A 20,982-nucleotide genomic window follows, 5' to 3' on the forward strand; every position below is an offset into this window, starting at 1 on the left:
CCTTGTTCAATGTCCAGGTACAACCGTGTCCTATCCGTCTTTGCCCTATCCCGTTTCCGAGTACACCCATGGCGCCGAGTTTGCCCGTTTGCTCGCCGAGCGCATCCTGATTCTCGACGGAGCCATGGGCACGATGATCCAGCAGTACAAGTTAAGCGAGTCGGATTTTCGCGGCCCGCGCTTTGCGGAGCATTTCAAGGACGTCAGGGGGAACAACGAGCTCTTGTCCCTGGTGCGGCCGGACATCATTTCTGAAATTCATCGCCAGTACCTGGAAGCCGGCGCTGATGTCATCGAGACCAATACCTTTGGGGCGACGTCCATTGCCCAAGGCGATTATGGTCTTGCCGAGCTGGCTTACGAGCTGAACGTCGAGTCGGCCAAGCTGGCCCGGGCGGCCTGCGAGCAATACAGCACGCCAGAGCGGCCCCGGTTTGTGGCGGGAACCTTGGGCCCACAGCCAAAAACCGCCTCCATATCGCCGGACGTCAATGACCCGGCCGCCCGCAACGTTACCTTCGAGCAACTGCGCGACGCCTACACCGAGCAGCTTAACGGCTTGCTGGAGGGCGGCATTGATATCGTCCTCATCGAAACCATTTTCGATACGCTCAATGCCAAGGCTGCCATTTTTGCCGTCGAAACGGTGTTTGAAGAGCGCGGCATCCGCTTGCCGGTCATGGTTTCCGGAACAGTCACCGATGCTTCCGGGCGCATTCTTTCCGGCCAAACGGTAGAGGCGTTCTGGAATTCGGTGCGGCATGCCCGCCCCATTACCATCGGCCTGAACTGCGCCCTGGGCGCCGCCCTGATGCGGCCCTATGTGGCCGAGCTGTCCAAAATCTGCGACACCTATATTTGTGTCTATCCCAATGCCGGCTTGCCCAACCCCATGGCCGAAACCGGCTTCGACGAATCCCCGGCAGACACCTCTTCCTTGCTGGAAGAGTTCGCGCGGGCCGGTTTGGTCAACATGGCGGGCGGTTGCTGCGGCACCACGCCCGAGCACATCAAGGCCATTGCCGACAAGGTGGCAGCCTTGCCCGTCAGGCAGGTGCCGGAAATCCCGATCAAGACGCGTTTGTCGGGGCTGGAACCCCTGACCATCGACAGCGACACGCTGTTCGTTAACGTCGGTGAACGCACCAACGTGACTGGCAGCAAGATGTTCCTGCGCCTGATACGCGAAGAAAAATACGACGAGGCCTTGGCCGTGGCGCGCCAGCAAGTGGAAAACGGCGCGCAAATCATCGACATCAACATGGACGAGGGCATGCTGGATTCGGCAGTATGCATGCGTCGTTTCCTGAACATGATCGCCTCGGAACCCGATATTTCTCGGGTTCCCATCATGATAGACAGCTCCAAGTGGGAGGTCATCGAACAGGGTTTGCGCTGCGTGCAAGGCAAGCCGGTGGTGAATTCCATTTCCATGAAGGAGGGCGTCGAGCCCTTCCTGGCCCATGCACGGCTGTGCCGCAAGTACGGCGCTGCAGTGGTGGTCATGGCTTTCGACGAGCAGGGCCAGGCCGACAACCTGGAAAAGCGCAAGGAGATCTGCGCGCGCGCCTATCATTTGCTGGTCGACGAGGTGGGCTTCCCGCCCGAAGACATCATTTTCGATCCCAACGTATTCGCCATCGCCACCGGCATCGACGAACACAACCACTATGCCGTCGATTTCATCGAAGCGACGGGCTGGATCACACAGAACTTGCCTCATGCGCGCGTGTCGGGCGGCATTTCCAACGTCAGCTTCTCGTTCCGCGGCAACGAGATGATGCGCGAGGCCATACACACGGTGTTCCTGTATTACGCCATCCAGCAAGGCTTGACCATGGGCATCGTCAATGCCGGCCAGCTGGGCGTTTACCAGGATATCGACAAGAAAGTCCTCGACATGGTCGAGGACGTTGTGCTGGATCGCGCCGAGCCGCTGGGCAAGACCGATCCGGCCGACGAGCGCAGCTCAACCGAGCGCCTGGTCGAACTGGCTGAGACCGTCAAGGGCTCCGGGGCCAAGAAAGAAGAAGACCTCACCTGGCGCGAGCAGTCGGTGGAGGAACGCCTTTCGCACGCACTGGTACATGGCATCACCACCTTCATCGTCGAAGATACCGAAGAGGTCCGCCAGAAGATCGCCGATGCGGGCGGCCGCCCCATTGGGGTCATCGAAGGGCCGCTGATGGCCGGCATGAACGTCGTGGGCGACCTGTTTGGCGCCGGTAAGATGTTCCTGCCCCAGGTCGTGAAGTCGGCCCGCGTCATGAAGCAGGCGGTCGCGCACCTGATTCCTTTTATCGAGGAAGAAAAAAAGCAGATTGAAGCTGCCGGGGGCGATGTCCGCTCCAAGGGCAAGATTGTGATCGCCACCGTCAAGGGCGATGTACACGACATCGGCAAGAACATCGTTACGGTGGTCTTGCAATGCAATAACTTCGAAGTCGTGAACATGGGCGTGATGGTGCCTTGCGCCGAGATCCTGGCCAAGGCCAAGGAAGAAAAGGCCGACTTCGTCGGCTTGTCCGGCCTGATTACACCCAGCCTCGAAGAAATGGCTTATGTTGCTTCGGAAATGCAGCGCGACGACTACTTCCTTAGCCGTAAGATGCCTCTGCTGGTCGGTGGCGCCACGACCAGCCGCGTGCACACGGCCGTGAAGATTGCGCCCAACTACGATGGCCCGGTCATTTATGTTCCCGACGCCAGTCGTTCAGTGGGCGTAGCCACCAATTTGATGTCGGATCAAGTCGACACCTACCTGGCCGAAGTGGCTGAAGAATACGAGCTGGTGCGCACCCGCCACGCCAACCGCAAGGCCACGCCGCTGATGTCGCTGGCCGACGCGCGGGCGGACAAACCCAAGATCGATTGGTCCAACTACACCCCGCCCCGCCCGAAGTTCCTGGGACGGCGCACCTTCAAGAATTACGACTTGTCCGAGGTGTTGCAGTTTCTGGACTGGACGCCCTTCTTCCAGACCTGGAGCCTGTTTGGACAATACCCCGCCATCCTGGACGATAAGGTGGTGGGCGAGCAGGCGCGCAAGCTTTTTGCCGAAGGCCAGGCCATGATGAAGAAAGTCATCGAAGGCCGCTGGCTTAGCGCCAACGGCGTGGTGGCGTTTTATCCTGCCAATAGCGTCAACGAGGAAGACATCGAGGTTTATCGCGACGAATCGCGCTCTGAAGTGCTGTTTACCTGGCGCAATATCCGTCAGCAGACGGTCAAGCGGGACGGCGTGGACAACAAATGCCTGGCCGACTACATCGCGCCCAAGGACAGTGGCGTGGCAGACTATATCGGCATGTTCGCCGTGACGGGCGGCCTTGGCATAGAAAAATACGACAAGGCCTTCCTGGACGATAACGACGATTACTCCAGCATCATGCTCAAGTCCATCGCCGACAGACTGGCAGAAGGGTTCGCCGAGACCCTGCATGCGCGGGTACGCCGCGATCTGTGGGGTTATGCTGCCGACGAGGCGCTGCCCAACGAGGACATCATCGCTGAAAAGTACCAGGGCATCCGGCCGGCGCCGGGTTATCCCGCCTGCCCCGAGCACGTCGTCAAGAAGGACATGTTCCGGGTCATGGAATGCGAAGATATCGGCATGCAACTGACTGACAGCTACGCCATGTACCCGGCGTCCAGCGTCTCCGGCTTTTATCTTAGCCACCCCATGTCGCAGTACTTCAACGTCGGCAATATCGGCGACGATCAGATCCAGGACTACGTGCAACGCAGCGGCCGCAGCGAGGAAGATGTACGTCGCACACTGGCCAGCAGTCTGCGCTAGCCAGGCGCAGCTTCCCGCATGCCAGGCACCAGAGCGTCTTCCATGCAGGGCCAGGCTAGACGCAAGGCGTTGGGAGACTTCCTGCGCACCGCGCGATCCCGCGTGCAGCCGGAAACGCTGGGCCTGCCGCCCGGGGTTCGGCGGCGCACGCCCGGCCTGCGCCGCGAAGAGGTCGCCCAATTGGCCGGTATCAGTGTTACCTGGTACACCTGGATAGAGCAGGGGCGCGACGTATCCGTCTCGCCCAGCGTATGGGCCCGGCTGGCGTCGGTGCTTAGCCTGGCGCGGGCGGAGCGCCATTATCTTTTCGAACTGGCCGAATGTGCCGACCCGGAGCACAGCAAGGACAGTGTCACCCCTTTGCCGGCCCGGCTGGCCGACTGCGTGCACAGCATTACCACGCCCGCCTATATCCTGGACCGCTGCTGGAATGTGCTCGCGCGCAACCAGGCTTTGCTGCACCTGTTCGAGGGTTGGCCGGATCGGGTCGCATCGCCCAATCTGCTGCGTTATATCTTCCTGGATCCGGCCGCACGAGAGCTCGTGGTGGACTGGGATCAGCGGGCCAGCCGCGTGGTGGCGGAGTTCCGGGCCGATGCCGGTGTCCACGCCGACGAGCCGGATGTGCGTGCCGTGCTCGACGAGTTGCGGCAGGGCAGTCCCGTTTTTTCTCATTGGTGGACCCGCCATACCGTGGTCGACCGCGAGGGAGGTCTGCGCGAATTCAGGCACACCGCGGCAGGCGTGCTTCGGTATCAACAGTTTACTTTCCGCTTGGCTACCCGTCCGGACTGCAAGCTCGTCATGCTGCTGGAAAGCGACGCCAGCTAGGAAACGCCCGGATCGCGGCTGTGCCGTTCTCCGTCCAGTACAGTAAACTTAACATTCCTTGGTCAACCCATTTGGCAAGCAGGCATTATGGCAAAGAATTTTGAATCGGAAATCACCCAATTTCTGAAACAGTACAAGAAGGCACATCCCGATACCGAGGCGCGTCAGCGCGAGGGGCGGGCGCGTCTGTGGGACAAGCATATCGATGCGGAAGCTCACGAGGGTTACCGCGCCGCGCGCACTCCGCAGAAGCCCTACGTCTACCAGCCGAACTAACGCCCCGACATGTCGGTGCCCAAGGACGATGGGGCGTTGAACGCATTGGTGGACCCAGCCGAAGACACCACGCCCGACGTTGTCGATAGCGTGGCGCTGGCCCGTTTGTACGGCGAACCCTTGTTCGCCATGCCGCAAGACCTTTACATTCCGCCCGACGCCCTCGAAGTATTCCTTGAGACTTTCCAGGGTCCCTTGGATCTGCTCCTGTACCTGATACGCAAGCAGAATTTCAATGTGCTGGACATCCCCATGGCGGAAGTCACGCGGCAATACCTTTCTTACGTTGAACAAATACGCGAGCAGAACCTTGAGTTGGCCGGCGAGTACCTGCTGATGGCCGCCATGCTCATCGAAATCAAATCGCGCATGCTGTTGCCGGTTAAAAAGTCGGACACTGGCGAAGAGATCGACGATCCCCGCGCCGAGCTCGTTCGCAGGCTGCTTGAATACGAACAAATGAAGCTGGCGGCGCGCAAGCTGGACGATCTGCCGCAATTGGGCCGGGATTTTCAGCGTTCCCACGCTGTGATGGACCTGCATATCGAGCAGACCTTGCCCGATGTCAGTCCGGAAGACCTGCGCAATGCCTGGCTTGATATCATGCGCCGGGCGCGGCTTAATGCCCACCATCGCATCACGCGCGAGCAATTGTCAGTGCGCGATCACATGAGCCAGATATTGCGTCGGCTCGGCGATGTGCAGTTCATGGAGTTCAACGAGCTCTTCATGGAGCGCGTCGACCAGGGCGACGCGGCTGCCGTGATCGTGGTGCATTTTCTTGCCATGCTCGAACTCGCACGCGAGTCGCTGCTCGAGATCACGCAAGCCGAACCCTATGCGCCGATATACCTGCGCCTTTCCTATATGCGCGCCGCTGCCTGAATGGCTCCGGTGCCAACCCGTTCACACGGAGTGTTTTCTTGAAAGTCGTCCACACCATTGAAGAACTGCGCGACCAATTGCGTGGCCAGCTACGCGTTGCCTTCGTGCCCACCATGGGCAATCTGCATCAGGCGCACTTGTCTTTGATGAAGCTGGCGCGCCAGCATGGCGACCCGGTGGTCGCCAGCATTTTTGTCAATCGCCTGCAGTTTGGGCCCAACGAAGATTTTGATAAATACCCCCGCACGCTGGCCAACGACATCGAAAAGCTCGAGCGCGAACGCGATGTCTATGTCTTGTTTGCGCCCCACGAACGCGAAATGTATCCGGAACCGCAAAACTTCCAGATACAGCCGCCGCCCGACCTGGGCGGCATATTGGAAGGCGAGTTCCGGCCAGGATTTTTCACGGGCGTAAGCACCGTGGTGCTGAAGCTGTTTTCCTGTGTGCAGCCCAGCGTGGCGGTGTTCGGCAAGAAGGACTATCAGCAGTTGATGGTAGTGCGCAATATGTGTCGTCAGTTTCAGTTGCCCGTTACCATATTGGCGCATGAAACCGTGCGCGATCCGGACGGCCTGGCCTTGTCATCGCGTAACAGATTCCTGGAGGCACCCGAGCGCGCCGAAGCGCCGCGCTTGTACGCCACCTTGCAGACGGTACGCGATGGCCTGCTGGCCGGCGAAACCGATGCCAGCGCCCTGGAAGCACAGGCGGTCAGCCACCTTGCCCAGCATGGCTGGCAGGTCGACTACGTGTCGCTGCGCCGCCAAAGCGATCTGGGCAAGGTCTCTGCGCAAGAGGTCGCCGGCGGAGAACCACTGGTTGTTCTGGCCGCCGCCAAGCTGGGCGCGACCCGCCTGATCGACAATCTGGAAATCTGTAAGAAGTGACAGCAGACGCCCCACTAGCGTCATGGCAGAATGCCGTACCGATAACAACAAGGAGACGAAAGTGGGGGATGCAAACAAGCTTGGCGACTCGCCTTTCTCGGTCTTGACACCTCGCGAACGCGACGTCATGGACTACGTCGCGCGGGGCAAGCCCAATAAAATCATCGCGGCCGAACTAGGTGTCTCACAGCGCACGGTCGAGGCACACCGCGCGCGCATCTTTCAGAAAATGCAGGTGCGCAACGCAGTAGAGCTCGCCCATTGTGTATTGTCGCAGCGGCGCTTCAACTAAGCACGCGTCTGCCGGGGCCCCGCACTACCTCAGTTAGTTGCAGCTTAAGGGCGCCTTGGCAGCAAGCTCGTCAATACCGTCCACATCCGCCTGACGGGTCAAACTGTAGTTCAGCGTCGGCCTGATGTTATCGATCATATTAATGCGCAGCACATTGTCATTAATGAAGGTCAGGTTGGCCTTGCTGGCGTCATTGGCCATGGACAGCACGATGCGCAGCGGTTCAGTTCCCACAACATTCCAGCAGCCTTGCTGCACGATATTGCTGGCAGTGTCTGGCGTATCCAGCAGCACGGTGCGCGACCGCCATTCCCCGCCAGGGGCCAAAGTCAGCGTCAGTCGGGTCGCCGAGCAAGCGGCCGTAGCGGCCAGGCACGGAATGGTGCCCAGGAAAGTCTTGGGCTCGGCCAGTGGCCTGGCCTTGATGACGTTTTCCGACGCTTGGGCAGCGGCGCTGTCGTCGTTGGCCTTTGCGGCCTGCGTGCCGCCGAAGCCCAGTTGTATTTGCGCTGGCGCGCTGGCTCCTTGTCTGCCTTGCGCTTGCTTGCGCGCATCCGCCTCAGTGCTGTCATGCGGCGCGTCGTAGTAGTTGTCGGGCCGTTGCGTGGCGCAACCGGCCATAACCAAAGCCAGGGCCACAGCGCCCAGGGGTTTGCAGTAAGAAAGCAAGATAGACGAGGCTGGGCGAGGCATGCTGGTTTCCATATAGGACTAGGCTGGGACTTGCATTCTACGCATGAATCGACCCACTCGTAAACGGCTGCCTACTACGGAGACCAACATGATCGATGCGTGGCCCAACCTTTTTCCACTTCAGCGCGCCGTATGGGTGGCCGGGCTGCTGGGGGCCATTGCAGGGCTGGGCGTCTACCGGATCGCGCAGGCTTACCGACACTTGGCGCTGCAAGCGCCAGAGGTCGATGCCTGTCTGCTGGCGCGTGCTGTCCGTCTTGCATCCGTACGGAGGGGCCGCCCCGGCGCTGCTGTGGCGTGTTCCCTATTGTCGGCAGGCACGATAGCCCTTGCTGTCGCGTGCCTGGGTACCAGTCTGTATGCCGTGGCGGTTTGTGTGGCCGGATTGATGGCTATGCTGCTTGCCTGCATAGACACCCATACCGGTTTACTGCCGGACGCCCTCACATTTCCCTTGCTATGGATGGGCTTGGCCCTGTCATGGGCCGGCTACGGCATCGTGCTGCAAGAGGCTGTGGCCGGAGCCATCTTGGGCTATGGGCTGTTGTGGTCGCTGCGCTTTGCTTTCCTGCAGGTAGGCGGTCGTGAGGCCTTCGGGCTGGGCGATGCCAAGTTGCTGGCTGCCCTGGGTGCTTGGGGCGGCTGGCGACCCCTGCCGTTTGTGCTGCTGCTGGCTTGTTTGTTGGGGGCGGCTTATGCAATGCTTCAACAGCGCTCGCTGCGTCCCCGAGGCGCCTATCCCTTCGGGCCATTCCTTATCGCCGCATCGGCCTGTGCCGTCGTCGGCGGGTCTGAGTTACATTCGGGTTTTTGGTAGGGATGCCGCAATATGTACAGAATTGGCCTGACGGGTGGAATCGGCTCGGGCAAGAGCCGCGTGGCGGACTTTTTCGCGGAGTGGGGCGCCGCCGTTATCGATACCGACGTCATTGCACACGAGCTGACCGCGCCCGGCGGGCAAGCCATCGAGCCGATCCGCCGCCAATTTGGTCCGGATGTCATCAGTCCGACGGGCGCGCTTGACCGTCAAGCCATGCGTGAATTGGTTTTCGAAAGCCCGCAGGCCCGCCATCAGCTCGAAGCAATTATTCATCCTTTGATCTCTTCGGTTACTCACGCTCGCGCGGCAGTGGCCAAGGGATGTTATCTTGTCTTCGTTGTGCCCTTGCTGGTAGAGTCGGGGCGATGGCGCGACCAGGTGGACCGGATATGCGTGGTGGACTGCGATCCCGACACCCAGATCAGCCGTGTGCAGGCTCGTAGCGGGCTGACTGAACAAGCTATTACGCGTATCATGTCAGCACAAGCTTCTCGAGAGGCGCGCCTGGCCGTCGCGGACGATGTCATCTTTAACGGCGCAGGCATTTCGCTTGAAGAACTCGGGCATCGAGCGCGACAGTTGCACGACTATTGGTGCGCCCAGTCCAAGCAGTAATCCGGTTCGCTCTTCGGCAACGGTACCCGTCATACATAAAGGTTTTTGTTCGCGTGATTCTCTATGAATATCCATGCAATGAACGCGTAAGGTCCCTGCTCCGGGTCGAGTACCTGTTCGAGCGGCTGTTTTTTTTCGCCAAGGGCACCGATGTCCATCACCACCAAGTTTCGGTGGCCACTTTATTCGACCTGCTCGACATCTGCGACCGCAGCGACCTGCGCGGCGCCGTGCTGCAAGATCTCGAACGGCAGCGCGTCGCCTTAGGGGCGCTGCGCCAGCACCCTGGCGTTGATGCCCACATGCTTGACACCATGCTGGCCGAGATACAAGGCGCTTCGGCCGAACTTGGCGCGCAGGGCCGCATCGGACAAGAACTGCGCGACAACGAATGGCTGTCCAGTTTACGCGGCCGCATCGCGGTGCCGGGCGGCTCGTCGCAGGTGGACATGCCGTCTTATTACTCCTGGCAGATCAAGCCGGCGGAAGTCCGGTCGGGCGACCTGCACCGCTGGATCACTCCCTTCCTGCCGCTGTATAAGGGCTTGGCCCTTATCTTGCGCTTGCTGCGCGATTCCGGTGACGTCGTCGATCTGGTGGCCAAGCAGGGTGCTTACCAGGAAATGTTGGGCGGCAAGCTGTTCCAGCTGCTGCGCGTGTGGGTCGATTCCGCACTGAATATCTTCCCCGAAATGAGCGCCAACAAGTATGTGATCTGGGTACGCTTCGCGACGCAAGACTGCGAACTCAAACCCCAGCCAGTCACATCGGACGTCTCCTTCAAGCTGTCCCGTTGCAATATTTAGGGCTCTAAATTAGAGGCTCTTGGGCAATAGTTGTTGCGGGTCATTTCAATTTGGCATTTTCCGTATTCGCCCAGGCGTCGATAGGGGAAAATGGCGCCTGTTTAGTTTGAACCCGGAGAGCAGTGCATGTCGGAACCCGCCGCAACTCGTCGCACCCGCAGATCATGGTTGCCATGGCTGATTCTTGTGTTGGTGTTGGCCGCCGGCGTGTACTGGATATCGAACCGGGATGCCGGCCCAGCAACCGGCGGGACCAACCCCTTTGGCGGCCGCACCATGCCGGGCATGACCATACCGGTGCGTGTGGCAACCGCCCAGATTGCGCCCATCGAGCACACACTCAAGGCCATAGGCACGGTCACCGCATTCAATACCGTGACCGTGCGCAGCAAGGTCGATGGCGAACTGCAGAAAATTGCCTTCCAGGACGGGCAGAAGGTTACAGAGGGCGACCTGCTGGCGCAGATTGACCCGCGCAGCTATCAGGTGCAACTGGATCAGGCCTTGGGTCAGCAGGCGCAGAACGCGGCCCAGCTCAAGAACGCACAACGCGATCTGCAGCGCTATCAGTTGCTGTACAAGCAAAATTCCATCGCGAAGCAGCAGGTCGACGCACAGGCCGCCCTGGTGCAGCAGCTTTTGGGGTCGCGCCAAAGCGATCAGGCTGCGGTCGATAGCGCCAAGCTCGAACTTAGCCATACCCGTATCATCGCGCCCTTGACGGGCCGGCTTGGCCTGCGCAAGGTTGACGAAGGCAATATGGTCAATGCTTCCAATACGGATGGCATCGTCACTATTACCCAAACGCAGCCGATATCCGTACGGTTTTCATTGCCTCAGGCCCAACTGCCGGATGTGTTGGCGCAGCTGCGTGCCGGCACGACGCTCAAGGTAGACCTGTACGATCGCAATGACCTCAAGCAAATCGCCTCGGGCAAGCTCATGGCCATCGACAATCAGATCGATGTCGCGACAGGCACTGTCATGCTCAAGGCGCGCTTCAGCAACGAAGACGAATCCCTCTTTCCCAATCAGTTCGTCAATGTGCGTTTGCGAGTGGGCACGGCAAACGCGCTGGCGGTTCCCACGCTGGCCGTCCAGCAAGGATCCATCGGGCCCTTCGTGTATCGCGTCGACCAGGACAACAAAGTACACATCCAGGCGGTACAGACCGGTCGGGTGGACGAGCGCCTGATCGCGATCGAGTCCGGCCTGGAAGATGGGCAACGCGTTGTGACGGAAGGGGTGGACCGCTTACGCGAAGGCGCTGTGGTCGAGATCATGACGGCACAGGCCGATGCGGACCAGGCGCCCGTGCTGCCGACAGGCGGCGCGCCCGCCATGGCCCATCCCCATTAAGGTACAGGCGTGAATATTTCCCGCCTGTTCATCCTGCGGCCGGTCGCCACGACGCTGGCGATGGTTGCCCTGTTGCTGTCCGGCTTCATGGCGTATAGGCTGCTGCCGGTGGCCGCGTTGCCGCAGGTGGACTACCCAACCATCCAGGTATCCACCTTGTATCCCGGCGCCAGTCCGGACGTGATGACTGCACTGGTGACGTCCCCGCTGGAGCGGCAATTCGGACAGATGCCGGGCTTGACGCAGATGACCTCCTCCAGTTCTGGTGGATCGTCCCTGGTCACCCTGCAGTTCGATCTGGATCTGCCTCTGGATGTGGCCGAGCAGGAAGTGCAGGCCGCCATCAACGCGGCCTCGTCGCTGTTGCCCAATGATCTGCCCGCGCCGCCCATCTACAACAAGGTCAACCCGGCCGATACGGCCGTCATCAGCCTGGCGGTAACGTCGCCCACCTTGCCGCTGCACCAGGTCCGCGACCTGATCGATATCCGCGTTGCACAAAAGCTGTCGCAGATCTCCGGCGTGGGCCTGGTCAGTATCGCGGGCGGGCAACGCCCCGCGGTACGCATACAGGCCAATCCGCAAGCCTTGGCCGCCCACAATATGACGCTGGCCACCTTGCGCACGGCGATCACAGGCGCCAACGTGAACCAGCCCAAGGGTAATCTGGACGGTCCCGAACGCTCCACCACGATCAATGCCAATGATCAACTGCGCTCCATCGAAGACTACGAAAACCTGATCGTTGCCTACGAGAACGGTGCGCCCTTACGCCTGCGCGACGTGGCGAGCGCGCAGCAGGATGCCGAAAACATCCGCCAGGCCGCATGGATAGGCACAACGCCGGCGATTCTGCTGAACATACAGCGGCAGCCGGGCGCCAACGTCATCGAGGTCGTGGACCGCGTCAAGACACTGCTGCCGTCCCTGAAGGACGCCCTGCCGGTGGGGGTCGAAGTCAGCGTGGCCGCCGACCGCACACAAACCATACGGGATGCCGTCAAGCACGTACAGATCGAAATGCTGGTGGCCATCTTCCTGGTGGTGCTGGTGACCTTCTTCTTTCTGCGTAGCTGGACGGCCACCCTCATTCCCAGCATTGTCGTGCCGCTGTCGCTGGTGGGCACCTTCGGCATCATGTACTTGGCCGGCTTCAGCCTGAACAACCTGACCCTGATGGCGCTTACCATCGCCACCGGCTTCGTCGTGGACGATGCCATCGTCATGATCGAGAACATCGCCCGCCATATCGAACGCGGCGAGAGCGCCATGAAAGCGGCCTTGAAGGGCGCCGCGCAAATCGGGTTCACGTTGATCTCGCTGACCCTATCGCTGATTGCCGTGCTGATCCCTCTGTTGTTCATGAGCGATGTGGTCGGCCGCCTGTTCCGCGAGTTCGCCATCACCCTGGCGGTCGCCATACTGCTTTCCCTGGCAATTTCTTTGACGCTGACGCCGATGATGTGTGCGCGTCTGCTCAAGCCCGAATCCGAGGCCAGCTATGGCCGCTTCCAGCGCCAGGCGGGGCGCTGGATGGAGCAGCTGACTGCCTCTTATGATCGCGGCCTGCATTGGGTGCTGGCGCATCAGCGGCTGACTTTGCTGGTGGCCTTGGGCACGCTGGTGCTGACAGGTCTGCTTTATGTTGCCGTGCCCAAAGGCTTTTTTCCGCAACAGGATACCGGGCTGATACAGGCGATCAGCCAAGGGCCGCAAACCGTTTCCTTCAGCTCCATGGCGCAGCGCCAGCAGCAGGCCGTCGATGTCATTTTGCAAGACCCGGCGGTGTCAGCGGTTACATCATTTATAGGCATAGACGGCACTAATGCCACCTTGAACACGGGGCGCATGCAGATTGCCTTGCATCCGGTCGCCGAGCGCAGCGCGGATGCCCATGCTGTTATCCAGCGGCTGGACGACAGGCTGGCGCAACTGACTGATATCCGGGTGTTCATGCAGCCGGTACAAGACCTGACCGTCGACGACAAAATCAGCCGGGCGCAGTACCAGATGACGCTGTCCGATCCGGACCATGGCTTGTTGCTGGACTGGACGCCGCGGCTGGTGTCGGCGCTGCAGCAAGTACCCGAACTGCGCGATGTGGTCGACGACTTGCAGGCCGGCGGCCTGCAGACTTCCTTGCTTATTGACCGCGATGCCGCCGCGCGCCTGGGCGTCAGCAACGCGACCATAGACGACGCCTTGTATGACGCTTTCGGGCAACGCCTGATTTCCACCATATTTACGCAGTCGACGCAGTATCGCGTCGTGCTGGAGGTGGCGCCGCAATTCCGTCAGAACCCGCAAGCACTGGCCCAGATCTATGTGCCGACGGCAGACGGCGCCCCCGTGCCCATCAGTAGCCTGGCACGCATTGAAGAGACCAGCTCGCTGTTATCTATCGAAAGGCTGGGGCAGTTTCCCGCCACGACGATCTCTTTTAATCTGGCGCCGGGCGTGGCGTTGTCGGATGCTGTCGAGGCGGTACGCAGCGCCCAGGCCCAGCTTGATATGCCGGCGTCCATGGACTTGCGCTTCCAGGGGGCGGCGCGCGCTTTCCAGGCTTCCTTGTCGAGCACCTTGTGGTTGATGCTGGCGGCCGTGGCCACCATGTATATCGTGCTGGGCATCCTGTACGAAAGCTACATACACCCCGTCACCATACTGTCGACCTTGCCCTCCGCCGCCATAGGGGCCTTGCTGGCCTTGCTTCTTACCGGCTCGGACCTGGACATGATAGGCGTCATCGGCATTATTTTGCTGATCGGCATCGTCAAGAAGAACGCCATCATGATGATCGACTTCGCGCTGGATGCCGAACGCACGCGCGGGCTGGCGCCGCGGGCCGCGATTCATGAGGCGGCCCTGCTGCGCTTTAGGCCCATATTGATGACCACGCTGGCGGCACTGTTCAGCGCCATTCCATTGATGCTGGCCACGGGCTCCGGTTCAGAGCTGCGCCAGCCCTTGGGGCTGGTGATGGTCGGCGGCCTGTTGTGCAGTCAAGTGCTTACCTTGTTTACCACCCCCGTCATCTATTTGATGTTCGACCGCCTGGGTCGACGAGTGCGCGCAGGCCGACAGACACAAGCGGCGGACACGGGGTCCGCGACATGAGGATGTTCACCCTGTTCATCATGCGCCCTGTGGCCACCACCTTGTTGTGTGTGGCCCTGGTGCTGACGGGCGGGCTGGCCTATGTGTTCCTGCCGGTGGCCCCATTGCCGCAGGTCGACTTCCCCATGATCTCGGTTTCAGCCAGTATGGCGGGCGCCAGTCCGGAGACCATGGCGTCCAGTGTGGCGACCCCGCTGGAGCAATCGCTGGGTTCGATTGCGGGCCTTAGCGAGATGAGTTCGCGCAGCTCTGAAGGCTCGACCCGCATCTCGCTGATGTTCGACCTGGATCGCGACATCAACAGCGCCGCCCGCGATGTGCAGGCTGCCATCAACGCCTCGCGCAGCATGCTGCCGTCCAGCTTGCGCAGCAATCCCACCTACCACAAGGTCAATCCGGCCTCGGCACCCATCATGGTGTTGGCCCTGACATCGCGCACAGCTACGCAGGGTCAGTTATACGACCTGGCGGCCACGGTGCTGGCTCAAAAGCTGTCGCAAGTGACCGGCGTGGGTGAAGTGGAAGTGGGCGGTAGTTCCTTGCCTGCGATACGCGTCAGCCTGAACCCGCAGGCGCTCAATAGCGCCGGTGTGGCGCTGGACGATGTGCGCGCGGCCTTGTCCAGTGCCAACACCATGCGTCCCAACGGCGTGGTCGAGAACGACAGTACTCATTGGCAGATCAGCTCGGGCGGCCAACTGACGCGCGCCGAACAATACCGTCCACTGATCGTGGCCTGGCGCGACGGCGGGCCCATACGTCTTAGCGACGTGGCACAGGTTGAGGATTCGGTCGAGAATGTCTTCAACACAGGCTTCTTCAATGACAGCCAAGCAGTGCTGCTGATCGTGCGGCGCCAGGCCGATGCCAACATCATAGAAACCGTGGACGCCATACGGGCGCAGTTTCCCGCATTCCAGGCGATGTTGCCGGCCCATGTCGAGCTGACCGTCGCGCAGGACCGCACGCCCAGCATACGCGCGTCGCTGCACGAAGCGGAGATCACCCTGATGATTGCCGTCATCCTGGTAGTGCTGGTGGTGTTGGTCTTTCTGCGTAACCTGCGCGCCGCCCTGATCCCGGCGATCGCCGTGCCGGCATCCTTGATCACCACCTTCAGCCTGATGCTGTGGTTTGGCTATACCTTGAACACCATATCGTTGATGGCGTTGATCGTGGCCACAGGCTTTGTGGTTGACGACGCTATTGTGGTGCTTGAGAACATCATGCGGCATATCGAGCGCGGCGTGTCGCCCTTGCGCGCTTCCATACGGGGCGTGCGCGAGGTGGGCTTCACCGTGTTGGCAATGAGCTTGTCGCTGGTGGCGGTCTTCATCCCCATGCTGTTGATGGGCGGCCTTGTCGGCAGGCTGTTCAAGGAGTTTGCGGTGACCCTGTCGGTGGCGATACTCGTATCGCTGTTGATCTCTGTGACGCTGACCCCCATGATGTGCGCCCGCCTGCTGCGCCCGGATGCCCAGGCGTCGCCCCGGCGTTCCGGCATGTTGACCAGCGGCTTTCGGGCCATGGGCGCTTTCTTCTGGCGTGGCTACAAGCGTTCGTTAAGCTGGGCGCTGGCGCATGGCCGCTTCATGATGGTGCTGCTGGCCGCCACCATAGGGTTGAATATTTATCTGTATGGCGTGATTCCCAAGGGCTTCTTCCCGCAACAGGATACTGGCCAGTTGCTGGGTTTCTTCCGGGTGGATCAGGGCACCTCGTTTCATGCAATGAAACCCAAGCTGGATCAGTTTCGCGACACGCTGCTGCAGGACCCTGCCATCGAAAGCGTGACCGGTTTCGCGGGAGGGCGGGGCGGCAGCAATTCCAGCTTCATGATGATACAGCTCAAGCCCCTGGAGGAGCGGCAGGTGGGGGCCATGGATGTCGTCAATCGCTTGCGCGGCAAGTTCCAGGATGTGCCGGGTGCTCGACTGACCCTGGTTCCGCAACAGGATATCTTTGTGGGCGGACGTCAAGGGGGCGCCTCGTACGAGTACAGCCTGATGGGCAGCGAGCTGGAAGTGCTTAAAACCTGGCTGCCGCGCGTGCAGCGCGCCATGGCAGGCCTGCCCGAGCTGGTCGATGTGCAGTCCGACATCGAAGACAAGGGTCGCAGGGTAGAGCTGATCATCGACAGGGATGGCGCCAAGCGCCTGGGCGTCGACATGTCGCTGATAGCCTCCACGCTGAACAATTCCTTCAGTCAACGCCAGGTCTCGGTCATTTACGGGCCGCTTAACCAGTATCACGTGGTCATGGGCGTGGACGACCGATATGCGCAGGACGCCGAATCCTTGAAGCAGGTACAGGTCGTGACTGCGGATGGCAACCGGGTGCCCCTGTCAGCCTTCACACGACTGGAGGTGGGTAATGCGCCGCTAAGTGTGCGGCACAAGGGATTGTTTGCGGCAGAGTCGATTTCGTTCAGTCTGGCGCCGGGGGTTTCACTGGAGCAGGCCACGCAGTCCATTGAAGACGCCGTCGCGCGTACCGGTCTGCCCACACACCAGTTGCAGGCCGGCTTTGAAGGCACGGCGCAGGCCTTGCAAGAGTCGATGGCGCAGCAACCTTGGCTGATACTGGGGGCCCTGCTGACCATGTACATCGTGCTGGGCATACTGTACGAAAGCTACGTGCATCCCATTACGATACTGTCGACACTGCCGTCGGCCGGCATAGGCGCACTGCTGGCGCTCTTGATGCTGGGTGAAGAGTTCTCCTTGATCGCGCTGATAGGCGTCTTCCTGCTGATTGGTATCGTCAAGAAAAATGCCATCATGATGGTGGACTTCGCCTTGATGGCCGAGCGCCGCGATGGACTCTCGTCCCGCGATGCCATTTACCAGGCTTGCCTGGTGCGCTTCCGGCCCATCATGATGACGACGGTATCGGCCCTGTTTGGCGCCCTGCCGCTGGTGTTGGCCTCGGGCCCAGGCGTGGAGATGCGGCGGCCGCTGGGCCTGACCATCGTGGGGGGCCTGATACTTAGCCAGATACTGACGCTTTATACGACGCCTGTCGTGTACTTGTATCTGGACCGATTCCGCTTGTGGGCCAAACGCCAGCGAGGCGCTACGGCGCCATCGCCCGCGGGTACGCCCGGTTGACCATGCCATGACACGACAAAAACATCTTGTTCACTTTCCTCCATCCCGCTGGCGCAGCCTGGGTATTTCGGTATTGGCTTTGATGCTCACCGCTTGTGCCGTGGGGCCAGACTATCAACGACCGGCCATCGATGTTGGGGATACCTACAAGGAAATGGACCGGGCGCAGCCTATGGACGGTGCGCAAATGAATTCGGGATGGGTGCGTGCCCAGCCGGCGGACAGCTTGATGCCGGGGAATTGGTGGACATTGTTCAACGATCCGGTGTTGTCGGGTTTGATGGCCACCTTGCAAACTGCCAACCTGGACATTGCACAGGCGGAGGCCCAATACCGGCAAGCGCAGGCCTTGCTGCAATCCACGCGCTCGGGCTTGTTCCCCACCTTGGGCAGCTCGGCATCGGCGACCCGCTCGGGCAGCGGCGGCGGCACTGCGGGTGGTGGCGACTTCGGCGACGGCTCGTTCTCGCCTGGCAGTCGCGTCGGCAATCAATATTCCGTCAGCGGCAATGTCAGTTGGGAACCCGACGTCTGGGGCAGGGTGCGCCGATCAGTGGAGGCCAGCCAGGCCGGCCTGGAGGCCAGCGCGGCCGATGTGGCGGCAACGCGCCTGAGCATGCAGTCTACCCTGGCGCAGACCTATTTCCGCTTGCGCGTGATGGATGCCGAACAGCGCTTGCTGGCGCAAACCGTCCAGGCTTATGAGCGTTCGTTGCAGATGACGCAAAACCGCTATGAGGCGGGTGTTGCAGCGCAAGCGGATGTTGAAGTCTCCCGTACGCAGTTGGAGAATACGCGCACGCAGTTGTTGGCGCTGGACTGGCAGCGGGCTCAACTGGAGCACGCCATTGCCGTATTGACCGGCCAGGCGCCGAGCAGCTTTACGCTTGACTCCACCACCCGCGCTGCGGCTGTGCCCACGATTCCCGTCGCACTGCCCTCCCAGTTGTTGCAAAGGCGGCCCGACGTTGCTGCCGCAGAGCGCCGTACCGCTGAAGCCAACGCGCGCATAGGCGTGGCGCAAGCCGCCTGGTTCCCTGATCTGACCCTTAGCGCGCAGGCGGGCTTTCGCAGTGGTCAGTGGGCGCAGTGGCTGACCGCTCCAGCGAGCTTCTGGTCTCTGGGCCCCGCGCTGGCCTTGACGATCTTCGATGGCGGCGCGCGCGAAGCACAACTGCAAGAGGCCCGCGCCGGCTACGACGCACAAGCAGCCGCCTATCGCCAGACCGTGCTGACGGCCTTGCGAGAGGTGGAAGACTATCTCGTACAACTGCATGTGCTCGGGCAAGAGCAAGTCACCCAGGGCCGCGCGCTGGCAGCGGCGCGTGCATCCTTACGCCTGACGCAAAATCAGTTTGAGGCGGGACTGATCGATTACCTAAGCGTCGTGCAAGTAGAAACCACGGCGCTCAGCACAGAAAGGGCGGCCTTGTCGCTGACGGCCGACCGGTTGGTGGCCAGCGTGCAGCTTATCGCTGCGCTGGGCGGCGGCTGGCAGCAGCCTGTGCCCGAGTCTGCGGCGCAACCTTAGCCCAACAACTGGCGCATTCCGGCAATGCCATGTGCGCCGTGCTGCCTGGCTTGCTGCAGTGTTTGTGGCGATTGACCGCCGATGGCAAAGACCGGCAAGCCGGCGTCTTCCGCCAGCGCCCGAAAGCCCGCCCAACCCATGCCAGCCACGCCCGCATGAGACGGCGTGGGCAGCACGTGCCCCAGCACGGCAAAGTCCGCCTGCAAACGGCGGGCGGCATGTAGATCTTCTGCCGTATGCGCCGAGACCGCGATCAGGCCCGGTATGCGCGCGCGCAACGCCTCGGCTGCCAGGCTATGGGCACTTGGGCCTGCGGCGTCATTGTTTGAGGTGCCGGCCAACGCCAAGGCGTCAGCAGCGCGCAGGTGCACACCGTCGGCCAGCGCCCACCAGTCTTGCGGATGGCAACTGTTGACCAGGCATAGCGCTCCCGCCTGGCGGCACAGGCGCAATACCTCTTGGTAGGCCGCAAGCGCTTCGGCGTTGGCTTGCGCAGCCCACGCGGGTTCGCGAAACTGCACCAGCCGTATACCTGTGTCCAATGCGTGCTTCAGCTTGTCCAGCCAAGCCGTTAACTGAGCGCTACTCCCGATATTGCTGATCAAGTAGTGGTCGGGCAGTTGCATCCATCGCAAGGGAGGCTCGGTGGCAGGCAGGACGGGGCCGACGGTGATGGGCTGGTCGGGCCGTACCCAGGCCAGTGCTTGTCCTTCCATGCCGCGCGGTTCGCCATCCCAGGCGGTAACACGGCAAAATGCCAGCCGCACGATGGTCTTGGGGTACTCGTGCACATACGTTACCCATGGTGTTGCGTCGCGTACATCGATGTCCAGCTCTTCCTTCAGTTCGCGCGCCAGCGCTTGCAGCGTGGTCTCGCCTGGTTCGATCTTGCCGCCGGGAAGCTCCCACCAGCCTGCCCAAGGCTTGCCTTCGGGGCGTTGGCCCAGCATCAGGCTGCCGTCCGGCCGGGTAATAATGCCGGCCGCTACTTCAATGAAGGGTTTGTGCGTTTGTTCTGCCGGATCAAGCATGTCGGGCGGCCCAGTCTCGAGCGAATTGACGTGCCACGCGGCCAGAGCGCGAGCCGCGCTCCAACGCCCACTGCAAGGCTTCGGTGCGCGACTCCTGGATGTTCTTCGACGAGCAGCCGTGCTGGTCCAGCCAGTAATTGACAATGTCCAGGTAGTCGTCCTGCTTGAAGGGGTAGAACGACAGCCACAGGCCAAAGCGTTCGGACAGTGAAATCTTCTCTTCCACGGTTTCGCCCGGGTGGATCTCGCCGTCCGACTGATGCTTGGCGCCCAGGTTCTCGCTCATGTATTCGGGCATCAGGTGGCGTCGGTTCGATGTGGCGTAGATCAACACATTGTCTCCAGAGGCCGAGACCGAGCCGTCCAGGACCGATTTCAGTGCCTTGTACCCGGCTTCGCCTTCTTCGAACGACAGGTCATCGCAGAAGATGATGAAACGCTCGGGGCGCGGGGCAATCAGATCGACGATGTCGCCCAGGTCGGCCATGTCGGATTTGTCGACTTCAATCAATCGCAGGCCCTGGTCGCCATAAGCGGCCAGCATCGCCTTCACCAGCGAGCTTTTGCCCGTGCCGCGGGCGCCCGTCATCAGTACATTGTTGGCAGGCTTCTTGTGCAGAAAGTGACGGGTGTTGCGGTCTATGATTGCCTTTTGCCGCTCGATGTGCTGTAGATCCTCCACGTGTATCGTGGAGATATGGCGTACGGCATCCAGCCAGCCGCGCGCCCCGCGCTTGCGCCAGCGAAAGGCATGCGCGGACCAGTCGATGTCCGGGGGGGCCGGCGGCAGCCACGCCTCAAGTTGCGCCAGAACACGTTCGGCGCGTCCGATTAGGGAGGTGAGGTCGGGGGCAGTCACTTGGGTCTCCAGGGGTGCATAGTCAAAGACAGGCATTATCGCCAATTTTGCTTCGGCTATCAGTAATT

At 61.1% G+C, this 20,982-nt stretch carries 16 protein-coding genes; 13 read left to right on the forward strand and 3 right to left on the reverse strand.

Going from position 1 to position 20,982, the window contains the following annotated elements:
- The first annotated feature begins 25 nt into the window (after positions 1–25).
- The 6 genes from metH to CKA81_RS16110 all read left to right on the forward strand — a co-directional run bounded on the left by metH (position 26) and on the right by CKA81_RS16110 (position 6,973).
- Positions 26–3,799: a methionine synthase gene (gene metH, locus CKA81_RS16085; RefSeq protein WP_128356209.1), complete on the forward strand. Its 3,774-nt coding sequence runs from the start codon at positions 26–28 to the stop codon at positions 3,797–3,799.
- Between the two features lie 18 nt (positions 3,800–3,817).
- Positions 3,818–4,630 (forward strand): helix-turn-helix transcriptional regulator, encoded by an 813-nt coding sequence (locus tag CKA81_RS16090; RefSeq protein WP_128356210.1) that lies wholly within the window; start codon positions 3,818–3,820, stop codon positions 4,628–4,630.
- An 87-nt stretch (positions 4,631–4,717) separates the two neighbouring features.
- Positions 4,718–4,906 (forward strand): DUF3460 family protein, encoded by a 189-nt coding sequence (locus tag CKA81_RS16095; protein ID WP_128356211.1) that lies wholly within the window; start codon positions 4,718–4,720, stop codon positions 4,904–4,906.
- 9 nt (positions 4,907–4,915) lie between these two features.
- Positions 4,916–5,791 (forward strand): segregation and condensation protein A, encoded by an 876-nt coding sequence (locus CKA81_RS16100; protein ID WP_128356212.1) that lies wholly within the window; start codon positions 4,916–4,918, stop codon positions 5,789–5,791.
- Between the two features lie 38 nt (positions 5,792–5,829).
- The gene (gene panC / locus CKA81_RS16105; protein ID WP_128356213.1) at positions 5,830–6,681 is read left to right on the forward strand and encodes a pantoate--beta-alanine ligase; all 852 of its coding nucleotides are present in this window, start codon (positions 5,830–5,832) and stop codon (positions 6,679–6,681) included.
- Positions 6,682–6,742: 61 nt separating this feature from the next.
- Entirely contained in the window at positions 6,743–6,973 is a 231-nt protein-coding gene (locus tag CKA81_RS16110) for a response regulator transcription factor (protein ID WP_128356214.1), read from the forward strand.
- A gap of 33 nt (positions 6,974–7,006) precedes the next feature.
- Here the strand turns inward: CKA81_RS16110 and CKA81_RS16115 are convergent, their stop codons facing one another.
- Complete coding sequence (locus tag CKA81_RS16115) at positions 7,007–7,666, reverse strand: copper resistance protein NlpE N-terminal domain-containing protein (protein WP_128356215.1); 660 nt, start codon at positions 7,664–7,666, stop codon at positions 7,007–7,009.
- Positions 7,667–7,754: 88 nt separating this feature from the next.
- Between CKA81_RS16115 and CKA81_RS16120 the strand changes: the two genes are divergently transcribed.
- The 7 genes from CKA81_RS16120 (at position 7,755) to CKA81_RS16150 (ending at position 19,024) form a co-directional block, all read left to right on the forward strand.
- Entirely contained in the window at positions 7,755–8,483 is a 729-nt protein-coding gene (locus CKA81_RS16120; RefSeq protein WP_164878431.1) for a prepilin peptidase, read from the forward strand.
- Between the two features lie 12 nt (positions 8,484–8,495).
- Complete coding sequence (gene coaE / locus CKA81_RS16125) at positions 8,496–9,101, forward strand: dephospho-CoA kinase (RefSeq protein ID WP_128356217.1); 606 nt, start codon at positions 8,496–8,498, stop codon at positions 9,099–9,101.
- A gap of 53 nt (positions 9,102–9,154) precedes the next feature.
- Complete coding sequence (zapD, locus tag CKA81_RS16130; RefSeq protein ID WP_128356218.1) at positions 9,155–9,907, forward strand: cell division protein ZapD; 753 nt, start codon at positions 9,155–9,157, stop codon at positions 9,905–9,907.
- A 126-nt stretch (positions 9,908–10,033) separates the two neighbouring features.
- Complete coding sequence (locus CKA81_RS16135; RefSeq protein ID WP_128356219.1) at positions 10,034–11,266, forward strand: MdtA/MuxA family multidrug efflux RND transporter periplasmic adaptor subunit; 1,233 nt, start codon at positions 10,034–10,036, stop codon at positions 11,264–11,266.
- Between the two features lie 9 nt (positions 11,267–11,275).
- The gene (locus tag CKA81_RS16140) at positions 11,276–14,383 is read left to right on the forward strand and encodes a multidrug efflux RND transporter permease subunit (protein WP_128356220.1); all 3,108 of its coding nucleotides are present in this window, start codon (positions 11,276–11,278) and stop codon (positions 14,381–14,383) included.
- Entirely contained in the window at positions 14,380–17,493 is a 3,114-nt protein-coding gene (locus CKA81_RS16145) for an efflux RND transporter permease subunit (RefSeq protein ID WP_128356221.1), read from the forward strand. The genes CKA81_RS16140 and CKA81_RS16145 overlap by 4 nt, the downstream gene beginning before the upstream one ends.
- A 7-nt stretch (positions 17,494–17,500) precedes the next feature.
- Positions 17,501–19,024 (forward strand): efflux transporter outer membrane subunit, encoded by a 1,524-nt coding sequence (locus tag CKA81_RS16150; RefSeq protein ID WP_128356222.1) that lies wholly within the window; start codon positions 17,501–17,503, stop codon positions 19,022–19,024.
- Here CKA81_RS16150 and CKA81_RS16155 read toward each other — a convergent pair.
- Positions 19,021–20,055, reverse strand: coding sequence for a thiamine phosphate synthase (locus CKA81_RS16155; protein WP_128356223.1), 1,035 nt, complete (start codon positions 20,053–20,055; stop codon positions 19,021–19,023). The genes CKA81_RS16150 and CKA81_RS16155 overlap by 4 nt on opposite strands.
- Positions 20,048–20,914: an ATP-binding protein gene (locus CKA81_RS16160; RefSeq protein ID WP_128356224.1), complete on the reverse strand. Its 867-nt coding sequence runs from the start codon at positions 20,912–20,914 to the stop codon at positions 20,048–20,050. The genes CKA81_RS16155 and CKA81_RS16160 overlap by 8 nt, the downstream gene beginning before the upstream one ends.
- Positions 20,915–20,982 lie beyond the last annotated feature (68 nt).

Source organism: Pollutimonas thiosulfatoxidans (assembly GCF_004022565.1).
GTDB lineage: Bacteria > Pseudomonadota > Gammaproteobacteria > Burkholderiales > Burkholderiaceae_B > Pusillimonas_D > Pusillimonas_D thiosulfatoxidans.